19 protein-coding genes and 1 pseudogene are annotated in these 21,710 nt (G+C 57.0%); 8 read left to right on the top strand and 12 right to left on the bottom strand.

All coding sequences use genetic code 11. The features are described 5' to 3' along the window. Positions 1 to 288 precede the first annotated feature (288 nt). Positions 289 to 552: a sulfiredoxin gene (locus tag ACVW0C_RS07905; RefSeq protein ID WP_011432677.1), complete on the top strand. Its 264-nt coding sequence runs from the start codon at positions 289 to 291 to the stop codon at positions 550 to 552. Here ACVW0C_RS07905 and ACVW0C_RS07900 read toward each other — a convergent pair. Both ACVW0C_RS07900 and ACVW0C_RS07895 read right to left on the bottom strand, forming a co-directional pair. Next, positions 538 to 1,227 carry a response regulator transcription factor gene (locus ACVW0C_RS07900; RefSeq protein WP_414389514.1) on the bottom strand — a complete coding sequence of 230 codons (690 nt, stop codon included), beginning with the start codon at positions 1,225 to 1,227 and terminating at the stop codon, positions 538 to 540. The two genes, ACVW0C_RS07905 and ACVW0C_RS07900, sit on opposite strands and share 15 nt — an antisense overlap. Positions 1,228 to 1,425: 198 nt before the next feature. After that, positions 1,426 to 2,619, bottom strand: coding sequence for an RNA-guided endonuclease InsQ/TnpB family protein (locus tag ACVW0C_RS07895; RefSeq protein ID WP_457384868.1), 1,194 nt, complete (start codon positions 2,617 to 2,619; stop codon positions 1,426 to 1,428). A gap of 328 nt (positions 2,620 to 2,947) precedes the next feature. Between ACVW0C_RS07895 and ACVW0C_RS07890 the strand changes: the two genes are divergently transcribed. Next, complete coding sequence (locus ACVW0C_RS07890) at positions 2,948 to 4,111, top strand: S-layer homology domain-containing protein (RefSeq protein ID WP_457384841.1); 1,164 nt, start codon at positions 2,948 to 2,950, stop codon at positions 4,109 to 4,111. Positions 4,112 to 4,149: 38 nt separating this feature from the next. On the opposite strand, the gene ACVW0C_RS07885 is transcribed toward ACVW0C_RS07890, so the two are convergent. Beyond that, positions 4,150 to 4,785: an exopolysaccharide biosynthesis protein gene (locus tag ACVW0C_RS07885; protein ID WP_457384840.1), complete on the bottom strand. Its 636-nt coding sequence runs from the start codon at positions 4,783 to 4,785 to the stop codon at positions 4,150 to 4,152. 130 nt (positions 4,786 to 4,915) lie between these two features. On the opposite strand from ACVW0C_RS07885, the gene ACVW0C_RS07880 reads away from it, so the two are divergent. The 4 genes and pseudogenes from ACVW0C_RS07880 to ACVW0C_RS07865 all read left to right on the top strand — a co-directional run bounded on the left by ACVW0C_RS07880 (position 4,916) and on the right by ACVW0C_RS07865 (position 7,486). Then, positions 4,916 to 5,341, top strand: coding sequence for a hypothetical protein (locus ACVW0C_RS07880; RefSeq protein ID WP_457384839.1), 426 nt, complete (start codon positions 4,916 to 4,918; stop codon positions 5,339 to 5,341). Between the two features lie 193 nt (positions 5,342 to 5,534). Further along, positions 5,535 to 5,717: pseudogene (locus tag ACVW0C_RS07875) on the top strand (ATP-binding cassette domain-containing protein); the annotation flags it as partial. Between the two features lie 150 nt (positions 5,718 to 5,867). Then, positions 5,868 to 6,470 (top strand): J domain-containing protein, encoded by a 603-nt coding sequence (locus ACVW0C_RS07870; protein ID WP_083757641.1) that lies wholly within the window; start codon positions 5,868 to 5,870, stop codon positions 6,468 to 6,470. Next, positions 6,461 to 7,486: a hypothetical protein gene (locus tag ACVW0C_RS07865; protein WP_457384838.1), complete on the top strand. Its 1,026-nt coding sequence runs from the start codon at positions 6,461 to 6,463 to the stop codon at positions 7,484 to 7,486. The genes ACVW0C_RS07870 and ACVW0C_RS07865 overlap by 10 nt, the downstream gene beginning before the upstream one ends. A gap of 164 nt (positions 7,487 to 7,650) precedes the next feature. Here the strand turns inward: ACVW0C_RS07865 and ACVW0C_RS07860 are convergent, their stop codons facing one another. From ACVW0C_RS07860 to ACVW0C_RS07820, 9 genes are all read right to left on the bottom strand, one after another. Further along, a complete protein-coding gene (locus ACVW0C_RS07860) occupies positions 7,651 to 8,631 on the bottom strand; it encodes a tyrosine-type recombinase/integrase (RefSeq protein WP_457384837.1) in 981 nt (326 codons plus the stop codon). A 72-nt stretch (positions 8,632 to 8,703) separates the two neighbouring features. Then, positions 8,704 to 10,056, bottom strand: a complete 1,353-nt coding sequence (gene accC, locus ACVW0C_RS07855) for an acetyl-CoA carboxylase biotin carboxylase subunit (RefSeq protein ID WP_457384836.1) — start codon at positions 10,054 to 10,056, stop codon at positions 8,704 to 8,706. A 127-nt stretch (positions 10,057 to 10,183) separates the two neighbouring features. Beyond that, complete coding sequence (locus tag ACVW0C_RS07850; protein WP_457384835.1) at positions 10,184 to 11,365, bottom strand: RNA-guided endonuclease InsQ/TnpB family protein; 1,182 nt, start codon at positions 11,363 to 11,365, stop codon at positions 10,184 to 10,186. 145 nt (positions 11,366 to 11,510) lie between these two features. Next, positions 11,511 to 12,446 (bottom strand): 4-(cytidine 5'-diphospho)-2-C-methyl-D-erythritol kinase, encoded by a 936-nt coding sequence (gene ispE / locus ACVW0C_RS07845; RefSeq protein ID WP_414522547.1) that lies wholly within the window; start codon positions 12,444 to 12,446, stop codon positions 11,511 to 11,513. Positions 12,447 to 12,567: 121 nt separating this feature from the next. Beyond that, positions 12,568 to 13,020, bottom strand: coding sequence for a hypothetical protein (locus tag ACVW0C_RS07840; RefSeq protein ID WP_414419742.1), 453 nt, complete (start codon positions 13,018 to 13,020; stop codon positions 12,568 to 12,570). 246 nt (positions 13,021 to 13,266) lie between these two features. After that, entirely contained in the window at positions 13,267 to 15,288 is a 2,022-nt protein-coding gene (locus ACVW0C_RS07835; RefSeq protein WP_457384834.1) for an FHA domain-containing protein, read from the bottom strand. Positions 15,289 to 15,444: 156 nt separating this feature from the next. Further along, entirely contained in the window at positions 15,445 to 15,987 is a 543-nt protein-coding gene (locus tag ACVW0C_RS07830; RefSeq protein ID WP_414332257.1) for an FHA domain-containing protein, read from the bottom strand. 529 nt (positions 15,988 to 16,516) lie between these two features. Next, the gene (locus tag ACVW0C_RS07825; protein WP_457384833.1) at positions 16,517 to 16,981 is read right to left on the bottom strand and encodes a hypothetical protein; all 465 of its coding nucleotides are present in this window, start codon (positions 16,979 to 16,981) and stop codon (positions 16,517 to 16,519) included. Positions 16,982 to 17,099: 118 nt separating this feature from the next. Then, positions 17,100 to 18,311 carry an acetate kinase gene (locus tag ACVW0C_RS07820; RefSeq protein ID WP_414382804.1) on the bottom strand — a complete coding sequence of 404 codons (1,212 nt, stop codon included), beginning with the start codon at positions 18,309 to 18,311 and terminating at the stop codon, positions 17,100 to 17,102. A 233-nt stretch (positions 18,312 to 18,544) separates the two neighbouring features. Here ACVW0C_RS07820 and serA point away from each other — a divergent pair, with 233 nt between their 5' ends. Beyond that, a complete protein-coding gene (gene serA / locus ACVW0C_RS07815) occupies positions 18,545 to 20,125 on the top strand; it encodes a phosphoglycerate dehydrogenase (protein WP_011433001.1) in 1,581 nt (526 codons plus the stop codon). Between the two features lie 76 nt (positions 20,126 to 20,201). Then, positions 20,202 to 21,503 (top strand): bifunctional folylpolyglutamate synthase/dihydrofolate synthase, encoded by a 1,302-nt coding sequence (locus tag ACVW0C_RS07810; RefSeq protein ID WP_457384867.1) that lies wholly within the window; start codon positions 20,202 to 20,204, stop codon positions 21,501 to 21,503. Positions 21,504 to 21,710: the final 207 nt, after the last annotated feature.

The following is a 21,710-nucleotide window of genomic DNA, read 5'->3' as shown; positions in this document are numbered from 1 at the left end:
GCCTCTGCAGCAGGGACATTCCGGGGAGAGGGCTGCTGAACCAGCCTCTTGTCAAGGGGTGGTCGTGGCGCGGCAGCGGGGGGTGCAGGGGGGGCTTGGCCGGCGATCTTTCCCCATAAGGCTTTGAGGAGTTGCCACATGGCTGGGTTAACTTCTGAGCGATAGAGCAGTGAGGAATGGTGTTATCCTGCCATGCTCTGGCCTGAGAATCCATCCCCTCTGCCAGTCTTGATAGAGCAAAGTCATAACGAGTATGATTAAGTAGCTTGCTTAGGGAGAAAGTTCAACATGGCGCAGATTCGCGAGATTCCCCTTGCCCAAATTCGCCGCCCTTTGCCGCGGCAAACGGATCCGGATAAGGTGCAGGCGCTGATGGCTTCCATTGAAGCAGTCGGCCTACAGGAGCCCATTGAGGTTTTGGAAGTGGAAGGGGAGTACTACGGGTTCTCCGGCTGCCATCGCTACGAGGCATTTGTCCGCTTGGGCAAGGAGCGGATCCCCTGCCGGGTGCGAAAAGCGCCACGTGCTGTTTTGAGGCTACACCTGGCCTGAAAGGGATCCCTTCTGGCCCGGCTCCTCTTCGGCGGTGTAGCCCCGTTCGTAGGCAAAACGCACCAGTTGCGAGCGATTTTCCAAAGAAAGCTTGCTGAGAATGTTGGTCAGGTGAGTTTGCACGGTGCGCGGGCTGATGAACAGCTTCTCGCCGATTTGCTTGTTGGTGAAGCCGCGAATGACTTCCCGAAAGACCCGCTCCTCAGCAGGGGTCAGGGGCAATTCGGGTGGAGTGGGTCGGGGGGCCGCTTCCGGTTTTGGCTGGGACTGCTGTTGGATCAGCCGCAGAATTTCCGATTGGGTGCGGCGGGAGCGTTCAATCTGGGCCTCGATTTTGGCCACCAGTTCCAGGGGTTCAAAGGGCTTGATGATGTAGTCATCCGCCCCCCGCTCGTAGCCCTGAACTCGGTCATCGATCTCTCCCCGCGAAGAGAGAAAAATGAAGGGGACGAGCTCGCCGCCGCGCTGTTGGCGCAGCTGTCGGCAAAACTCGAAGCCGTCCATTTCCGGCATCACCACATCTGAAACCACCACATCCGGCTGCTCTTGGGCAAACAGACGCAACCCTTCTACACCCGAAGCGCCTGTACAAACCCGATAGCCATGCTGAGTCAGGTGGCGGCTCAGCACCTTCAGGGAGAGGGGATCGTCATCTACGACCAGTACACGCTTCATGAGGACTCGAGGAGGCTGTTAGGGAAAAGGGTAAAGCGCTATTCACCTGTTATCTGTCGCTATTTTAGGGAGACGGACAGGATTCGTCATTTGGCTGGGGTGCCTTGACCCATAATAGTGGTTTCAAGGGTGGCCTGGTTGAAAGCTGAAGACTACGGTAGCTGTGAAATGAGGGAGTAAACTACCCGGCTTCGACCGCTAAGCGGTACGGAGCGGGCTTTCAGTAGCCCTGAGCCTGTTCTGCTCTACCAGAGAACAAAACAAGCCCGGACCTCTAGGCTGGTTTACGACAGCCCCCAAGAGCGCAATCACATTCGCACCATTCAAATCCGCATCCCCTTCCCATCCACAGTGCCCACACTTGAACGACTTACCACTGCGGTAGGATTGCGCAGGGTCGGGATGGATGTGCAAACACCGGTGGCAGGTCTGCGACGTGTAGGCGGGCGGCACAAGAATCAGAGAAACCCCTGCAACCCTCGCCTTGTACTCCAGAAACTGACGTAGTTGGTAGAACGCCCAACTGTTGGTCCTACGCCGCTCGGCTTTGCTGCGTGGCTGTTGATTGACCCTTTCCCGGATCCCTGTCAGGTCTTCCAGAGCAATAGCGCTGTTGGTAGCTTTTGCCCTAGAGACAATAGCTTTGGAGATGCGATGATTGACCCACACTTGAAAGCGTCTCTCCTTGCCAGACAGCCGTTGCAACAGTTCTCTGCATCTGCGCCGCGAACTGCGTGTGCCCTTACTGGCTTTGCGTTGGAGTGCCGCCCTCAACCGGGAGTAGTGGTCTCGGACTCTGTTCAACTGCTGTCCATTCCAGTTATCTCCTTCCGATGTATGGGCAATATCTGTCCTTCCAAAGTCCACCCCGATCACCTTGTCGGTATCTTGTTGCTTGGGTGGCTTTTCCTCTACGCAAATCTGGATGTAGTAGGAGCCATCCTTCCGCTGGACTAGGGTGGCCGATTTGGGGTTAGAGCCAGCCAGCATTCCCCTCTGGTAGTTACCAATGGCTAGCTCAAAGCGTTCTCTCCCTTCAACCGTGGTCAGCGACACCGTCCAGTCTTTTTGACGGAACGAGAAGATGCGTGCGTCGTAGGTAACGAACCCACGCTTGAACTCTTTAACTGGACGGTTGCGCTGTCTCGCCACTTTGCGAGCGCCGGCCACCCGTCTGCAGACCTGTTGGGCCAAGTTACTGGACAAGCCGAACCGGGCTCGAATCTCGTAGTAGCAAAGGGATTGCAGTTTGACCGCATTGACGATCTTCTCCGGCGTGTTCTGGTTGACCCAGTTCAGTGCCTGCACAAAGGCATCCATCGTCGCGTCCAATTTGGCGGCTTGCGACTGGGACGCCTTGAGCTTACAGGAGACGGTCAGGACTTGGCTCATAAGTTCATTGTACTTCATCAAAGCGCTTTCCTCCCGACACTGACCCTACGGGTACAGTGCGGGGCTCCTGCGATTTCTAGCTGACGCGACAGAGATTTAGGGGTTTCCTTATCAATCCTCTGCAGTTGCGTTTTGCTGCAAATCTTAGGTTAGAAACGCTCAAATTACCTCAGAGCAAGGGTTTCCGCCATTGTCATCACTGAGGAAATAGCCAGAATAAAAGTAGCCATCGACCCAGCAATGGGCGCTACGACAACTCGGTGAATGAACGATGTTTCCCTCTCTTTTAAATCCACGTGCAGCAGGCATACTCCTATCGGGAGCTGTCTTGGGTATCCACTGCCAGGTGGCCATGGCCGCCCCTTTCCGCGACACCTTTGGTCACTGGGCCCAAGCCTACATTGAGACCCTCTCCGCTCAGGGAGTGTTGAACGGCTTCCCCGATGGCACCTTCCGCCCCAATGAGCCGGTTACCCGCGCTCAGTTTGCCACCATTGTCAATACCGCTTTCCGCCTTCGCAATACCTCTGGTACGTTCATCGGCTTTCGGGATGTGCCCCCCACCCACTGGGCAGCCAGCGCCATCTCGACGGCAGCAGCCAACAACTTGGTGGCAGGCTTTCCCGATGGCACCTTCCGCCCTGAGCAGCCCGTTACCCGCACCGAAGCGCTGGTGGTTTTGACCAACGCCATTGGCAACACGGGAGCGATCCCAGCCGCTCAGCCCGGAGATCTCTTCAGCCGCTACCGAGATGCGGCAGCCATCCCCAATTGGGCCCTGGCGCAAATTGCAGCGGCCAACCGCGCCGGGTTGATCGTCAATTATCCAGACCCGATGCTCTTGGAACCCAACCGTCCCGCCACTCGCGCCGAGGTAGCAGCCTTCACCCACCAGGCCATGCTCAGCCGGGGATCCTTGGTGGCGCAAAACCCAGGGGGATCCCTCTCCGGTTCCCAGCCGGGCTTTGACCTGCGCCTTTCCACTCTGGCGGCGGGCACCCTGATGCAAACCACCACCCCCTTCAACGAGCGCCTCTTCATTGCCCCCAACGAAACCCGGCCCATGTCTTTGATCGTCCGCAACCCGATTCGCAACGCCCAGGGGGATATTCTGGTGCCTTTTGGCTCACGGGTGGATGGCCGCTTTGAGCCGGCCCCAGGGGGCACCCGTTTTGTGGCGGAAAGCATCATTGTCAACAACCAACTGTTCCCCTTGGCTGCCCAATCGGACATCATTCACGATGTCAAGGATCCCCGCTACACCACCACAGGCAAAATCATTCAGGATGCAGCCATCGGCGCGGCAGCGGGCGCCATTCTCGGCTTGGTAACCGGAGACAATGCCATTGCCACAGAAGAAGTGCTGGGGGCAGGGGTGGCCGGAGCGGTGATCGGCAATGTAACGGCACCACAGGTGGTGGTGCTGGATCCCAATCAGGTGATCGAGTTGCGCCTCACTCAGGATCTGGCGCTGGCCCCGACATCCCGATAACCGGTGCAAGGCCGGAATCATAAGTGGTGTCGGCACGGCTATCTCCCCAGCCAATCCAAGAGGGTTGTTCCCCCCCACCACAGGCCGATCAAAATGGAAGTGGTCAGCAGTCCTCCTGCCACACAGATCAGGGATCCCAAGCTGCACAGGATCCCGTCTTCTTCCAGGAGGCCAAAAGCGGTGACGAAAACCCCCATTGCCGGCAGGGTGTTGGTGCCTGGAACGGGGATGATCATGGAAATCCCCATCAAGCCGATCCAGGTGCCCAGCCAGACTTGGCCGAGCCGTGTGGTGCAGAGCTGCTTCCAACGGGGGCGGGCAATGTTTTCAATGCGCTGCAACCATGGGATCCCGGCCTGCACCCACTTTTGAAAATGCTTCCGTTCAATAGAGGTCTGCAACACCCATTTCGGCAGCCAAGGAGTAGTTCGCCCTGCCAGCATTTGTGCGGCCAGCAACAGGATGACCACGCCAAAGGGAGTGGAATAGCCGGGAGCCGGCAGAGGCAAAGCAGAAGGGAAAGAGAGCACCGCCAAAAACAAGCCAAAACTGCGCTCGCCCGCCAGTTTTAGAATGTCTTCGATGCGGATCAACCCTTCCGGGGAGGGTTCGGGTTGCTCTGGGCTCTCGGGAAGGCGGGAAAACCGGGCTAGCTCTTGAGACAGACGGGCCATAGAGGGGGCAGGGCTGGAGCGGGCAAAGTTTGGCAACGGGTGGGCACTACCTGGAGGGCCAACGATAGCCTACTGCAAATTCAAGTTGTGTTGGATATCTTGAGCAAAGGGGTGGTTTCGGAGAGGTGACATGCTCGGTGACAGGTTCAAGAGGGCCGTAAACATCAGCAGCCTTGAGCGACAGCAGAAGGCTCCGACTCAGTTCCGCAAAGGGGGGCGTGGGCTGGGATGGCTCCTGTTGCTGGGATCCCTGTTGATGGTGGGGCGCGGTGTGGCCCTGGCAGAAGCGCAGTTGGAGGTGGGCACTTCCACTACCCTATCCCCGCAGGCAGCTCCGCCGGTGTTGCCACCCCCCCCTGTGGGAGTCCGACCAATTTCCGTGGATACCGATCCCGAACAAACTGCCGATATGCCCCTTTCCCTGATGGCCGAACAGGTGCTGGAGGCGGTGTGCGAAGCGCAAATTGATGCCCAGCGGGCCTTGGCTCTCATGCCCGACCTGAGCGAATCCCACATCCGTGCTGCCTGTCCGAAGCGACTGATCCCCAAAAGCTGAAGGGGCGGCCCCAAGCTGGCGCTGAAAAGTAGCCGGAAATACGTTCACTGCCAAGGAAAGGTGGTACTCAACCTGTGTACCTCTTTCTTCAGAGAGCCTTCCATTTATGATCAGCCTTTTTATGAGAGAGCCTGTCTGGTAGGGATCCTGGCGGGGGAACTCAACCGAACAGGCAAGCTGGGGGCGCTCTAGCGTGGACTTTGAACTACGGGCCGGGGAGATTTACGCTCTCCGGGGGGAGAATGGCGCCGGGAAAACCACCCTGATGAACATGCTGGCGGGCCTCTACCAGCCGGATGCTGGCGAGATTCGCCTGCGGGGCCGCCCAGTGCGGATCTGCTCCCCACACCAAGCCATCCAACTGGGCATCGGTATGGCGAAGCTTATGTGGTGCAAAGCTTTACAGGTACCGGCAACATTGTTACACTGACCTAAGATTGTCTGCATCATTGTGCAAATAAATTCACAGACAGCCTATAAGCTTTGTGCGGATCTACACTTGGCATCACTGACTTGAGGGGAAGCCATGCCCAAAAAAGCCGCCAGCACAAAACCAAAAACAACTAGGGCAACCTCAAGAGAAGAGACCAAGCCCGATCCGCAAGGGGCGATTGCTGCAGAAATCCAGCGCCTTTCCGATACCTACGGCATCTCTAAGGAACTCCTGGAGAATTTTGCGCGGTTTGTGGTCAGGCAGCTACAGCCACCGCCTCGGTTGTCTGTCAAAGAGCTGCAGAAAGCGATTTACAACCACTTTGGCGTTAAAAACGCAGCCGAGCTGAGAAAGTCAGCCAGCTTCAAACTGGCAACCAGCGGCATGGGCAAGCTGAGCTTATCCAACATAGACGATTTGGAGCGCATTTATCGTCAGCACATCGGGATCCTTCCCAACGAAGAGGGGGAAGAGGGGTATGGCTGCATCAACGGGATCAACATCTTCAAGTACGACTTGCCATGGCGGGTTTTTGGACTTGACCCCGATCGAGCTACCAATGAGGACATCAAAGCTGCCTTTTATCGCCTGAGCAAGATCTACCATCCCGATTCTCCAACCGGGGATGACAAAATTTTCCAGCGATTGACTCTCTTCTACAAAAGCCTTACGGAGAAATTTGAGCAATGGCTATAGTCTATGTTTCTTCAAACAAGCTCGCCGAATTTTTGGGTATCAGCCTTGAGGAACTCAGGGAGATTGAAGCCTACTTTGACAGTATCCCTGATGATGAGTGGGAACTGGTGGAAGGTAAAGACTATCGCGTTATCAACAAAAGTTCGGGGCTGAGAGAATACACGCAGTCTGGTGCTTACGCCATTTTATCCTTTTTAAGGTCTAGGTCAGAGCAAGGTCGTAAGTACTCTACAGACACAAGCATTAGCACAAGCATTAGGAATTGGTTCAAGGAAGAGTATCGCAAGAGGCAGAAGGCTCTGGTGGATCATAGGATCCTCGAAAACAGCTCCTCTCTGGTCAGAAGACAAGATCAGTTTTGGCTATCTCTTCAAGATGTTGTGACGATCTTTGGAACTCGAACTGATTACCTTAAGAAAGCGCTTGAGATTGCATCAAAACAAAGTAAACTCATCAAAGACGTTCATTACACACGCTTTGGCAACGACGACACTGTCTACCTCTCTTTGCGAGGCATCTATGAGCTTGCCAAGATTATGGTAGAAGTCCTCAAGCAAAACCACAGAAAAGACTGGTGTCGAGATGTTGGCGAACGCATTGAACCCCAGATTCAGGCAATCGTCAAGACAATCCAGGATAGACAAAGGCAGATAGAAAGGGCAAAAGAGCTTGCAAGAAGAAGGGATAAAAATCTCTGTAGAGTTACTCGAAAAACAGCCAGTAGCCTAACGGTTCACCATCTCTACTCTGAAGCGCACTATCCAAAGATTGCAGCAAATCTTTCCAACCTGATTACTATAGCCAGCGAAGTGCATAGCCACTTTCATCAGTGGATGGGAGGTTTCAACGAGCCATGTACAATTGATGACTTCATCAAGTATGTTTTGGAATACTATCCTGAGAACAAAAACCTGATCATCTGGTTGGAACAACAGAAGGCCAGTCTTGGGCCGCAGTTGCCCATTGGCAAGGGGAGAGAGCATGTGCTCTACATTCCTCTCCAGCGTGTAACTTGAAATAACCCATTGGTTATCGGTTGTTTTCAGGTCATTCCAACCACCTTAGTCAGGTTTGTCCGTCCTTGAGGATCCTTGATCTCTTTTTGGGGATCCCTCTTTCTGCGAGCAATCCGCGTCTGTCTCACTGGAAACGACAGAGGCCATAGTACAGCCAGGGATCCCTAAACCAAGCCCTGATTCAAGATCTCACGGGAACGGGCGATGGCTGCTCTCAAGTTGGCCCGCTGGGTGTAGCGCATCGTCATGGCGGCAGTTGTGTGGCCCAGCAAGTGCTGAATGTGTTCGGGGGCAACGCCGCGATCCAGCAACAAGGTGGCAAAACTGTGGCGAAACTGGTGGGGGGTTTGATGTCCCGGCTCAGGCTCGGTTAGCTTGAGCACAATATGCCGCAGGCCATCGTAGGTGAGGGGGCGCCCCCGGTAGGCCAAGCAGCGAGATTGGGAAACAAACAAGGGATCCGTCGGCGCGCACGGGCCCCGTTCTCGGCTCAGATACTGCTGCAACAGCTCGGAGAGGGGATCCCCTACTGCCACAGCGCGAGGTTTACTCCCCTTGCCACAGCGCACTTCCAACAGGGATCCCTCGGGGCTGATTTGAAAATCTTGAACGGTTAAGTCCAACAGCTCCTGGGCCCGCAGCCCGCACTCCAGCATCAGGCGAATCAAAGCCGCGTAGCGCAGAGAATGGTTTTGGGCCCGCTGCAACACCCGCTGCAACAACAACCGATCCAGATCGCGGGGCAAACGAGCGGGTAGGCGGGCAGGTCGAATGGCTTGAGTGGGCAGGGGATCTTGAAGGTAGCCCCGTTGCCTGGCCCATTCAAAAAATTGCTGCAAGGCCAACCGCTTCAAGTTGTAGGTGGCCGGAGAGGCGGGCGGATGGATCCGCTGGCCGGAGCGGTTGCGAAACGGACGGCCCTTCAAGCTGTTCAAAAAGGACTGAACGTGGACAGGCTGCACCTGGGGCAGCGGCACCGGGCAAGTTTTGGCAAACTGCTCCAGAGCAATGCGGTAGGTACGGCGGCTGGCAGGGGCCAGATCCCGCTGCCGCTCCTGCAAAAATTGCGCCGCCAGATGGCTGAGGCTGGGAACAGGGCCGCTCGGTTGAGTCTGTCGAACCTGACCAGGTCGGGGATCCCTCATCTTTAGCCCACTGGCAACCCTCAACCAACTCTATCCTTCCCCTGCGAGCAAGCTCCAGCTTGGACTCGGCCCCTACCCCGGCATCAAATGCTGAGCGATGAAGTCCGTGTACACTTCGCCCCTCAAAAAAGCTTCATGGCGCAGGATCTGCTGGTGGAAAGGGATCGTGGTGGGCACCCCAGTGATGGCGCATTCCCCCAAAGCCCGCTGCATGCGGCGGATGGCTGCTGCCCGGTTAGGCCCCCAGACGATCAGCTTGCCCAACAGCGAATCGTAGTAGGGGGGAATGGTGTAGTCGGTGTAGATGTGGGAATCCATGCGCACCCCCGGCCCCCCAGGGGGCAAATAGGCACTGATCGTGCCAGCGCAAGGCCGAAACTGCTGCTTGGGATCCTCGGCGTTGATGCGGCATTCGATAGCATGGCCCCGCAACTCCACATCCTTCTGGCGAAAGGTGAGGGGTTGACCTTGGGCAATGCGAATCTGCTCGGCAATCAGATCCAGCCCGGTCACCATCTCAGTAACCGGATGCTCCACCTGGATGCGGGTATTCATCTCGATGAAGTAAAACTGGCCGTTTTTATCCAGCAAAAACTCCACCGTGCCCGCTCCCACGTAATTCACCACCTTGGCCGCTTTCACCGCCGCTGCTCCCATGCGGCTGCGTAGAGCCGTTGTCAAAGCCGGGCTGGGGGCCTCTTCCAACAGCTTTTGGTGTCGCCGTTGAATGGAGCAATCCCGCTCGTACAGATGCACCACATTGCCCTGACTATCCGCCAAGATTTGAAACTCCACATGACGGGGGCGCTCGATGAACTTCTCCAAGTAAACCCCGCCGTTGCCAAAGGCTGCTTGGGCTTCCCCCTGAGCGGTGCGCAGCATCTTCAGCAGCTCCTGGGCATCCCGCGCCACCCGCATACCCCGCCCCCCGCCACCGGCGGTGGCTTTGATGATCACGGGGTAGCCGATTTTCTCCGCCAGCTTCACTGCCTCCTCCTCAGAGGTGATCAACCCGCGGCTGCCCGGCACCGTCGGCACCCCCACCGCTTGCATGGTCTCGCGGGCCGTGGCCTTGTCGCCCATCTTGCGCATCGCCTCTGGCGAGGGGCCGATGAAGATCAAGTTGTGGTCGGCACACATCTCGGCAAATTTGGCATTCTCCGCCAAGAACCCATAGCCCGGATGAATGGCAGTGGCCCCGCGGGTGAGGGCTGCCGAGATGATGTTGGGAATGTTGAGGTAGCTTTTGGCCACCGGGGCATCTCCTACGCAAACAGCCTCGTCCGCCAGTTGGACGTGCAGGGAGTTCTGATCCGCGGTGGAGTAAACGGCCACAGTTCGGATCCCCATTTCCTGACAGGTGCGGATGATGCGCAGGGCAATCTCACCCCGGTTGGCGATCAGGATCTTGGTGATGGGCGGCATGAGGGAGGTTCAAAGCTGAAGAGGTAGCTAGACCGCTAAGGCCAGCAGTCTGTAAACGCAAGGTTAAGTTCAGGTGCTCATCCTACTATTTGACATACTCCCCGTCTTAAAGGACGGGGATGCTTTCTCAGCCAGCAGAATTGCTCCTACCGACTGAGCTACACAGGGCATGAGGCTGAAACCTCAACCCTATGTGGGATGCCATGGCCCCAACTACTGGGCCGGAGCCCAGATACTTCCTGCGGATGTTAATTGCCCCCACCCCGTCCCGATGGAACTCAAACCCACACCCACACCTGTACACACGACCTTTGGGCTTGTTTCTCTGTCCACAAACAGGACACTCCTGAGAGCTGTACCGCTCATCTTGCAGTACCACTCTCATCCCCAACCGCTCAGCTTTGTAGGTGATGAGATGCCGGACTTGACCATGCAACATCTGGTGGATCTTCTGATTCGCCTTTTTGTTGTAGTTGGCAGACATCCGGATATCCCGAAGGTCGCCAATCACAACTGTCTGCACGCCTCGCTTGTGGAGCGTGGAGACCAATCGGGTTGTCTGCTTGTGCAGAATATCCCGAATTTGATTGCGCAGCTTCTTGAGCTGCAAACGTTGAGAGCGAACTAGCCGCTTCCACCGCCGAGAGCCCCGCTTTTTGCGCGCCAGGAGTCGAGCTAGCTTGCCCTGCAGCTTGTTCTGGTAGCGCCTTTTGGAGCGCAGCAGCCTGCCATTGGCGATGTAGGTTTGTCCCCCCTCATGAGCGACTGCGGGGTGAATCTCACCCAAATCCACAGCGGCAACGTTGCTCTCTTCCCCCTCTTCTTCCGGCGGCGTATCCCCCACCTTGTAGCAAGCCCTCAGCTCATACTGCTGGCCATCCCAGCCCATCTCTACCCAAACAGGCGTATCCCAAGCCCAGTTAACAATCAGGGGCTCCTTGCCTTTCCCGTTCGACAATCGCAGCTTCCCATTGACGACTTGGATGGCTGAAGATTTCCACTGGACTTTGTAGAAGTACCGACGGCGTCGAGGTGGACGGGCGTTGGGGTCGGTTTTGCGGCGTTCCCGCCAGGACTTGAGAGAGGCAAAGAAGCTTTGCACTACTGCGTCTGCACTGTGGGCATGAAGTGTATTCTCAGGGTCGTTGGGAAACCAACGCATGAATGTGGAAGGCTTTAACCACAATCCCTTCTTGCGGACGACCCGCCAAAAGTGAACGAGCACTTTTGAGTACAGCTCGCCTGCTGCCCTGCTCAACAGCTGCAGTTGCTCTGAGACGCCTAGCTTGAGCTTGCGGACAAGGTACATGCAAAGTTGCCTTTCCTGTCTAATAGCATCTTACAAAAGCCGCCCTAGAAGGGCGGGGCTTGTAACCCAGTTTTTTTGGTCAACTGGAGGGGAGGATAGAGAAGGTCAGGTGGGGATCCCACATTCAGCCCATCCAGTCGACAACCTAGGTAGGACTGAGGCTACAGGGATCCGGCTGCAGCAGAATCCCGGTGGGGGCAAACTGCGTCACCCAAAACTCTACATCTTGAAACTGGCGACGCAGGGTGTCGCGCGCTTGGGCGGCCAGCTCCAGGCTGGGCATGATCCCGAAGACCGTTGGCCCCGACCCCGACATCAGGGATCCCAGGGCCCCCGCCGAGAGAAGAGCTTGGCGCAGTTCCCCTACAATCGCGTACTCCGGCAAAACCACCTGTTCCAAGTCATTGCGCAAACTTCTGGCTAACGCCGGCGGATCCTGACGGCTGAGAGCCGCCAACGCCTGCGGCAAGGTGGGCAGTGTGGGTTTGGGTAGGGCATCCCCTCCCAAGCTCCCCTGACGAGAACGAAAGGCTTGATAGGCCCAGGCGGTGGAAACCCCCAGGTGCTTGGGCTTGGCCAGCAGCACAGGGATCCCTTCCCAATCGGCCAGCGGCTCCAAAACTTCCCCGCGCCCGGTGGCCAGTTGCGTTCCCCCCTGGATACAGAAGGGAATGTCGGATCCCAAGCGGGCTGCCAAACTCTGCAACTCTCCCACCGTCAGGCCCAGCCCCCACAGTTGGTTTAACCCCACCAAAACCGCCGCCGCATCAGCCGAGCCCCCCGCCAAACCTGCTGCCACCGGAATGTGCTTTTCGATGTGAATCTCCACGCCAGCGGCAGAGTGACACTCTTTTTGCAGCAGCTCAGCGGCTTGATAGGCAAGGTTGCGGGCATCTGCAGGCACTTCTGGACGATCGCAGGTGAGGTGGATCCCGTGAGGACGGCTCTTCAACTGCAGTCGATCCGCCAAATGAATGCTCTGCAACACCATCGCCACCTCTGAATACCCATCAGGACGGGAGCCGAGGATTTCCAGGTAGAGGTTGATCTTGGCGCGGGCAATCAGGGTACAGGCTTGCATGGGGTGAAAATCTGGGTCAGCAACAAGTCTCAACTCCCCTTAGCCTGTACAGACCTGATCAAAACACAGACTTATCCGGGGAGGTCTCCCAGCCTGATTCTAGCGGCAGTGGATCCCCTCTCTAGCTGCCAGAGCGAGGCCATGGCCCCAGCCACTCTCCACCGCGAAAGCGCCAGCGGGGAAACAAAATGCGCATCACCACCCAAGCGCTGAGGTAAAGGCAAACCCAGACCACACTGTAGTGGAGAATAAAATCTCCCAAGTCAAACCGTTGGGTTGGGATATAAGGAAGACCCACCACCTTCAAGACTGTACCCAAAAAAAGCCCTTCCCAAATGCCGGCCAAAAGCTGAAGGATCCCAGGCCAATCGTGATCCCACATCCACCCCATCAGATAGTTATAAACGACATCCCAAACACAGCCAAACAGACCCACGTAGAGCAATACCCAAAAATAGGTGAGGCTGCCGCCATGTCCGGTGAGCCCAAAATAAAAGGGTAAACTTGCCAAAACACCAACGGTGGCCAATAAGAAAACCCGAGTTTGCCAGCGGCCAATCAAGGTCGGAGTCATTTTTTCCTCCCGCAGTTTTGCCAATCGAGATCATCAGGATCCGTGTCGCTCCCAGTCTGTTTGAGGGAACCTTCTGGCCCTCACCCCCAACCCTTCCCCCTTTGGTATAGAAGAGTTGGGGATCAACGCAACACCCCTTTCACCAGGTTCAACGGGATGGGGAATAGCCATGATGTGTCGCCAACAATAGCGTTGATAACCATAAACATCCGGCAAAATCCAGGAGCGTTGCCCAATGTCGGCAAGCTAGGGGCTGATGTTTAGGGCCCACTTGCACCATTGCCACAGGGATCGGATCCCTTCTAGACCTTTGACCCCCGGTGCCCGCAGTCGAGCCAGGTGTTCCACCGAGCGATGGGCACAGTACTGTAAACCCAAAAACGTATCCACCGGCGCATAGGGCCCGCCCAAGGTGATGATCCCAGCGGCGTACATTCGCCCATCCCGGTTGCGCATCTCCACCAGCTCAAAGTCGTTGGAGACATGCAAGCGCCCGTGAGGATTGAGGGGCAGGTTGTAGTGGGTAATTAGATCGTTGAGGAGAGGATTGGTCATGGGATCCGAAACCAAACCCGTACAGTCGATAACGAAATCGGCCTCCACCTTTAATTGCGTGTTGTTGTGGGTACCTCGAATGTAGGTTACCGGCTTACCCTTGTCGCCGGGAACCACCGACTCCACCTTGCCGAACACAATCGAGTACCAGCCCTCTCGCAACCCTTGCCGCACGATCCGCCGCCATTTCCGCCGACTTGCTGTCGTGGTGCCGCCCCAAGCTTCCAGCAGTTCGCGCCGTTCCAGGGGGGTCGCCGCTTCCAATTTGGCACGCAGAACTCCTCCCCAAGTGCCCTTGGGCCAGTTGAAGGGCTGAAACTCCCAATGGTTATCCACTGCCCGTTTGGCTCGTCCGAAGCGATTACCGCTTTTGGGCGCACGGCTCAGATGCACCACCGAGATGCGGGGGTTGACTTTGCGGGCTTCGTAAAGGCGTTCCATCACCTGAGAGGCGACGATCCCAAATCCCCGAATTAGGACGGTGCCACCTTGTTTCTCCAACTGCTCATAAACGTGATCATGAGGCTCATAGCCGTGTACCACCGATCTCAAATCTCCTGTTTGTTCGCGAAACTCCTGCAGGTCGTTGAGCAGTTTGATGGCCGGATATCCAGTTGCCAAATGGAGATACTTAGCCACCATAAAGCGGTGATCTGTATGGCCGGGCCGCGTTGCCGAATAGGCCACCACATATCGCCCATCCTCCGTTTTGCGAATGGCGCGAATATGGCCGTAACACAGCATTTGCTCCCAACCGATTCGGGCTGCCTCCCGATCCATCGAGGCAAATACATCCCCCGCCCGCGGCGTATAGGTATCTGCCAACAAAGGCTCGCTAAACACCTGCCACAAAAAACCGAGTGCTTCCAACAATCGGCCAGAGAAAAAGGAACGCCAAGCATCTCGCAGGGCATAGCCGGGCCAGCCCCAAATGTTGTCCGGGCAAGAATCGGAGCCAGAGCGAATTCGCTTCCAGCGGGGGATCTGGCAGTTGGTCAAAAGCCGTTCATACCGTTCGTAGGGTTTACGGGCAATGCTGATGACGCGAATGTGTTCCGGTCTGACCCCGTAGATGCGCAGGGTATCCACCCAGACAAAGCTGCCGATACCGCCGCCCAAGGCCAAATAGAGGGTCTCTTCCACAGGTAGTCCGGTGGCTTTGAGGGCGCTCAGGGCAATTTGCTCGGCTCGAAACAAATCCGGCGGCGGAAAATCCGAGCCAGGCCGCACCTCGGGAAGCTGCTCTGGGGCAAAAACCACCGTGGAAGCCGGGGGAACCTCAAATGCGGTGTCGGGTTGGGTGGCCGGGCGAATCAGTTCGGTGCGCGGCTCCAGCAAAAGAGTAGGGGTGGCGGTCAGAAGGGTGGCATTGGGATCCCTGGGGGACACCAAACCCACGGTGATGCTGTAGGGGCCAAGCTCCACCACTTCTCCCCCCTGGAGCACCCGGCGTGCCTGACGGATTTTTTCCCCATTGATGCGGCTGCCGTTGGCACTGCGATCTTCATAGATGACCTGGCCATCCTCACCGAGATAGACGAGGGCGTGATAACGGGAGATCTCCTGGCTGGCAAACACAGCCCGCGCCACTTCTCGACCTTGCCATTCCTGTGGCAATTGGGCCAGCTCCCTGCCCAAGGCAAGAGGCAATGGAAAAATCAGCTCCTGCTGTTCTTCGGTGATGGGATCTTCCCAGCTCAGTTGAATTTGCATAGCTTCTGCTTACCTTTACAAAGATCATGAAGAGGCCATTGAGAAAACACAGAACAGCGCGACCTCACAGGTCACTTTTGGTTTGCCCGGGATCCCTTTCTTCAATCCCTTATGGACTTGGATTGGCTGCCGGGATCCGTGGGAAGAATCGTTGCCCTAGGCAGGAGATTGCGGGGCTTTGCCAGCTTCTGGAGGAGGGATCACCAAGGTAGCGCTCAAAACCAAATGCCCACAGTAGGGACAATTCTGGCCCTGATATTCCGGGGGTAGGTAGTGAGGGTTTTCCAGGCGGCTGCACTTAACCTTGAGGGCGTCCAAAGTGCCGCGGCTGAGGGGAACCCCCTGATTCTTCCTGGCCACTTCTATGGACTTCACGCTCAGCACAACGCGCCCCAATTGAATTTGGCTATTGGCCTCAAGCGCAAGCTCTTCCTGAATTATTTTTCGGCCATTCACCCAGACGGGGTTGGGCTGCTTAGGAGGCAAACGATCCCGAGTTAAGTTGCGAATGTGAAAGTTTAAGGTTTTGGGATCAAAATAAAGCCCGGCGTGAACTCCTGAGACCGAGCGAGTTGGGTCATTGAGCACCACATCACAGCTGGGATCCCGTCCAATGGTAACCAGCTTAGAGGGGACAGGCGAAACCGTTTGCGATCGGCGCCGGTCGGCCTCGGTCCATTCTAAAGTGAGTTGACACACGATCCCATTCTCCACCGTTCAGCGCCTCCATTCCCTAGATCGGCTTCAGCATATCCAAAGGTCAGCTTGGGGAAAGCAGAAGATGTCTTTTTCGTCAAAATTGTTATCTTTTTGGATAACTATAACCTACTCCCCTGACCAAAGGCTTGCGCTGATCCGGATCACCTGAGTTGGGATCTCCGAGTTACATTCCTGCTGGAGACCGTGCCCAAACGCTCCGCGCCGCTTCCGCGACCACCCTCAGCTCCTCTTCCAGAGGGAGAGGGGAGCCAGACGGAAAGGTTTCATTCATGATGTTTAGACCATGATGTTTAGAGTGACTACATACTCGACTTTATCCCCACCCGATTTGAAGCAACAAAACTCGATCTCCTCAGGAACGGCGAGGCCGTTCAAGTTTGACCGAGGTGGCCTGATCCCTTGGCCGGAAGCCTCAGAAATCCACCTGAGAGATAGGGCCTAGAGTGAGTTTTGAGTTTCTGGGGATCCTGCAAGACTAGTATCCTCTGTGTCTTTATCCAAACCGTTTTCAAAGCACTCCAGTAAATGTGAAACTGCCGCTGCCCAGCCGCTCCTGCCGATCGAACACACTGATGGTGAGCTGATGGGATCCCGTTTGAGTGAGGGTAAAGCGATTCTGGGTCAGGGTCAGCCCTGTAACGGTGCAGGTGGTCGCCCCAACGAAGCAGCCGGGCAACTGAGCGGCATCAAAAGCTCCCAGAGTTACGAAATTGCCCAGTGGGGTGGTGACGGAAGCCAAAAAGGCGTTGGAACCCCGGATCCCGGCAGGGGCCTCTACCCGGAAAGACACCACAAAGGTTGGAGTTTGCCCCACCAAGACGGTGCGCGGGGAGAGATCGGTAATGGTGAGGGACGGAGCAGGTATGGGAGGTGGCAGGGGCAGAAGATCGCTGCTGCCGGTCGTGCCCCCACACCCCACCAGAACACTGCTCAGCAGCACCAGCACTGGGATCCGTTCATGCCTTCGCTGCATGGTTTTCCTCCACTCCAAAAGGTCTTCTTTTTTTGAGCTTATTGTCTAGAGTTTGTCTCCACCAAGCCAGCGGGCGGAAAGGAGAGAACCTGGCGAGAAGCAGCCTGGAATCCTTCGTCTATTCCCCTTGCAAAAGGTTTTGGCAAGCTGTGGCAATGGCCCAGTCCTCTTGGGCTGAGATCACCAGAACCCGCACCGGAGCATCCGAAGTGCTGATATCGCAGTTGCGGGGGGATCCGGCATTCAAAACCGGGTCGATCTGGATCCCTAAAAAACCCAGATCTGCACAGGTTGCTGCCCGCACCGGCGCCGAGTTTTCCCCAATCCCCCCAGAGAACACCAGCGCATCCAGCCGATCCAAGCTCATGAGCATCGCCCCAATCTGGCTGCGCAGACGGTGAACAAACAGCTCAAAAGCCAGCTCCGCCCGGGCATGGCCTGCCTCCATTGCCTCCAACACAACCCGCATATCGCTGCTCAGGCCGGAAACGCCCTTCAGCCCTGATTCTCGGTTCAAGATCCGATCCAGTTCATCCACGCTCATGCCCTGGCGCAACTGATGGATCAAAATGCCCGGATCCACCGACCCCGACCGGGATCCCATCATCAAGCCCTCCAGGGGGGTGTAGCCCATGGTGGTGTCCACACTTCTGCCCCCGCGAATGGCCGCCAACGAGCAGCCGTTGCCCAGGTGACAAGTGATCAGCCGCAACTCCTCCAGGGGTCGGTTCAAGATCTCGGCAGCGCGACGGGCGCAATGCTCGTGGTTGATGCCATGAAACCCGTAGCGGCGGATCCCTTGTTCAGCCCAAGCGTAGGGAAGGGGGTAAAGGGCTGCGGCCAGAGGCATTTGCTGGTGGAAGGCGGTGTCGAAAACGGCCACCTGAGGGATCCCCGGCAACAGTTGCCTTAGCAGACGGATGCCAGCCAGCGCAGCAGGGTTGTGGGCTGGGGCCAAGGGGATCAATTGCTCAATCGCCCTCTCCACCTCTGGCGTAATTAAGGTGGGCTGCCGGTACAGGGATCCCCCATGCACCACCCGATGGCCGACGCCGCCGATCTCAGCCGCCTGCGGGAGCAGGGATCCCTCCCCTTGCCAGAGGCTTTGAAACAGCGGGGCCAGTTGGCCGATCCCTCCCTCAGGTGAAGCGGAGGGAAAAGATTCCCACCCACCGCCTCGCCGACGAGTCTGGATGAGGGCCTCCCCCGGCTTGTAGGTGAAATCCACCTGGGCTTGCCAGATGGGCGTGGCCTCCACCCTTCCCTCAACCGTCAGAAATAGGGAGGATTTGAGGCTGCTGGAACCGGCATTGACGACCAGAATATTCACAGCGTGTCTTCGTTGGCCTTCGCACTGCTGGGCTTAAGGCCTATAGCCCGCTTGCTTGAACAGAGCGGTTGACTACCCTGCCGCTAAGGATGACCATAGCATTAAAGCCCTCCTGCAGCTTCCTGAGGCCAAGGCGAACTGCGTAGCGGTAGGACGGAGCTTTAGACCCAATTTTTTGGGTAATCTGTTCCCCTACTTCTGTTGCCCTCCATCCCACTGGACTAACGCTGCTTATGCCCAGAGTCATCGTCACAGATCCCATCGATCAGGCGGGGATCGACATTCTCTCCCAAGTCGCTCAGGTGGATGTGCAAACCCAGCTCACCCCAGAGCAGTTGATCGCGGTCATCCCCAACTACGATGCCATCATGGTGCGCTCTGGTACACGGGTTACCCGAGAGGTAATCGAGGCGGGGACGAACTTAAAAATCATCGGGCGGGCGGGCGTTGGCGTTGACAACATCGATGTGCCCGCCGCAACCAAAGCCGGGATCCTGGTGGTCAACTCCCCAGAGGGCAACACCATTGCCGCTGCCGAGCACGCCATTGCCTTGATGATGGCCCTCTCCCGCCACATACCCGATGCCAATGCCTCTCTGAAGTCGGGCCTGTGGAATCGGCAAGAGTTTGTCGGCGTAGAAGTCTACAAAAAAACGCTGGGGATTGTCGGATTGGGTCGGATTGGATCCCATGTGGCCCAGATTGCCAAGGCGATGGGGATGAAGCTGCTGGCCTATGACCCCTATCTGTCCGTGGAGCGGGCCGAGCAACTGGGGGTACGCCTGGTGGACTTCACAACTTTGGTCCAGGAATCCGACTACATCACCTTGCACATTCCCAAAACCCCTGAAACCACCAACCTGTTCAACGCCGAAACCTTCCGCATGATGAAGCCGACTGCCCGCCTGATCAACTGCGCCCGTGGCGGTTTGGTGGATGAACAAGCCCTGTACGAAGCCCTGAAATCCGGCCAAATTGCCGGAGCGGCTTTGGATGTATTTGCCAATGAGCCCCTGAAGGACTCCCCGCTGTTTTCCCTGGGCAAAGAAGTCCTGCTCACTCCCCACTTGGGGGCCTCCACCGAAGAAGCCCAAGTGAATGTGGCCATTGATGTGGCCGAGCAGATCCGCGATGTGTTGCTGGGGCTGCCGGCCCGCTCTGCCGTGAACATCCCCGGCCTACAGGCAGAGGTGCTGCAAAACCTCAGACCCTACCTGGACTTGGCCGAAACCCTGGGCAACTTGGTTGGCCAATTGGCGGGGGATCGCGTCAACCAGTTGGAGATCCGCCTGCAGGGAGATCTGGCAGAAAAAGATGGTCAGCCGATCGTCATTGCCGCCCTCAAAGGGCTTTTGACGCTGGCGCTGCGGGAGCGGGTCAACTACGTCAACGCCTCCATTGAGGCCAAAGAACGGGGCATCCGGGTGGTGGAAACCCGAGATCCCTCTTTGAAAGATTATTCCGGATCCCTGACGTTGATTGCCCACGGCCCCAATGGGATCCGCTCGGTTTCGGGGGCGTTGATTGGGGAGCGAGAGGTGCGGATTACCCAGATCGACGAGTTCCCGGTGAATGTGCCCCCTTCCGCCAACATGCTGATGACCCTGCACCGGGATATGCCGGGAATCATCGGACGGATTGGCACCCTGCTGGGAGCCTACAATGTCAACATCGCCAGCATGCAGGTGGGGCGCAAGATCATCCGCGGCGATGCAGTCATGGTGCTCAGCTTGGACGATCCCCTGCCGGATGGGATCCTGGAAGAGGTGCTCAAGCAGCCGGGCATCCGTGACGCTTTTGTAGTGAACCTCTAGAATTGTTGATCCCTAGAAAAAATCCCAAATCTCACCCACCCTGGCAAGACGGAGTCTTTGCTTGAACCAGAGCAACTTGTCCCTAACCCTGTCCCAGATCCCAGACTGGGATTGGCCGGCCTTTCTGGAGTCCCTGGGCCATTTTGGTGTGGATCTCAGTCTGGAACGCATGCAAGTCTTGCTGCAGCGTCTAGGACAGCCCCAAGCTGGGATCCCGGCCATCCACGTAGCCGGCACCAACGGCAAAGGATCTGTCTGTGCCTGGGTCAGCCACGTGTTGTGGGCGGCAGGCTATCGTGTGGGCCGCTACACCTCTCCCCATTTGGTGGACTGGCGGGAACGGATTTGGCTGAACGGGGAATACATTTCCGCCAACGACTGGAGCCAAGCGCTGGCCCAGGTGCGGGACTGCCTACAAACCTATGCCCCTGACGAGGCTTCTCCCACCCAGTTTGAGGTTATCACCGCTGCCGCTTGGCTGTACTTCCGCCGGCAAAAGGTGGATGTGGCAGTGATAGAAGTGGGCCTGGGGGGGCGGCTGGATGCTACCAATGCTGGGATCGAGCCAGTGGTAACGGCTATCACCTCCATCGGCTGGGATCATTGGCAGCGCTTGGGCAACAGCCTTCCCCAAATTGCCTCTGAAAAGGCGGGCATTCTCAAGCCAGGGATCCCGGCAGTGTGCGCACCCCAAACCCCAGAGGTCACAGCAGTTATCCGAGCCAAGGCAGAGCAATTGCGAAGCCCCCTGAAGATGGTCGAACCTCTGCGATGGTCAGAGCCTCAAACCGTCCACTGGCGAGGGCAGCTCCTCACCTTGCCCCTCAGCGGCGATGTACAACTCACCAATGCAGCAGTAGCCCTTGCCGTTGTGGAAACCCTACAGCAACAGGGCTGGCGGATCCCTGATGACACTGTCGAAAAAGGATTTGCCATCACCCGTTGGCCGGGGCGCCTACAGCGGGTGCAGATTGGATCCCGCCAGTTGCTGATGGATGGAGCCCACAACTTACCCGCTGCCCAGGCTCTCCGTCGCTATCTGGATAAGTATCAACCTGGCCCCCTCACCTGGTATATGGGCATCCTCACCACCAAGGATGTCCAGGGCATTCTCAGTACCCTGCTGCGGCCGGGAGATTGCTTTTTTGCCCTGCCAATTGCCGGCCACTCTGGGACGGATCCCGAGCAACTTGCTCAGCTAGCCCAGACTCTGCAGCCTCATCTCGCCTCGGCACGGGCACTGCCCAATCTCTCCGCTCTTCGGGCTCAGTTGCTCAAGCCGAAAAACCTCACTGAGCCACCAGCTGTAATCTGCGGATCCCTGTACCTATTGGGCCAGGTGATGCAGGAATGTTTGGGATGGGATCTAGCCTGTTGAACTGACAGGTGAAACCTTATGCAAAACCTGAGCTACTCTCTTATAAAGAGAGAGGAGCTATGAACAAAAACTAGCTCTCAACCACTATCACTTGATCAAGATACTCCCCTACTGATTGGGTTAGGGTGGTGGGCCTGGCACCGAGCTAGGTTGCCAGCAGGTCGCCCTGCCAGTAGGTTCGCCGCTGATGCGTTTCACGTCCGAGTT

This window comes from Thermostichus sp. OS-CIW-26, assembly GCF_054058395.1.
The sequence above is the reverse complement of the archived record's forward strand: the minus strand, read 5'-3'. Positions and strand labels throughout refer to the sequence as shown.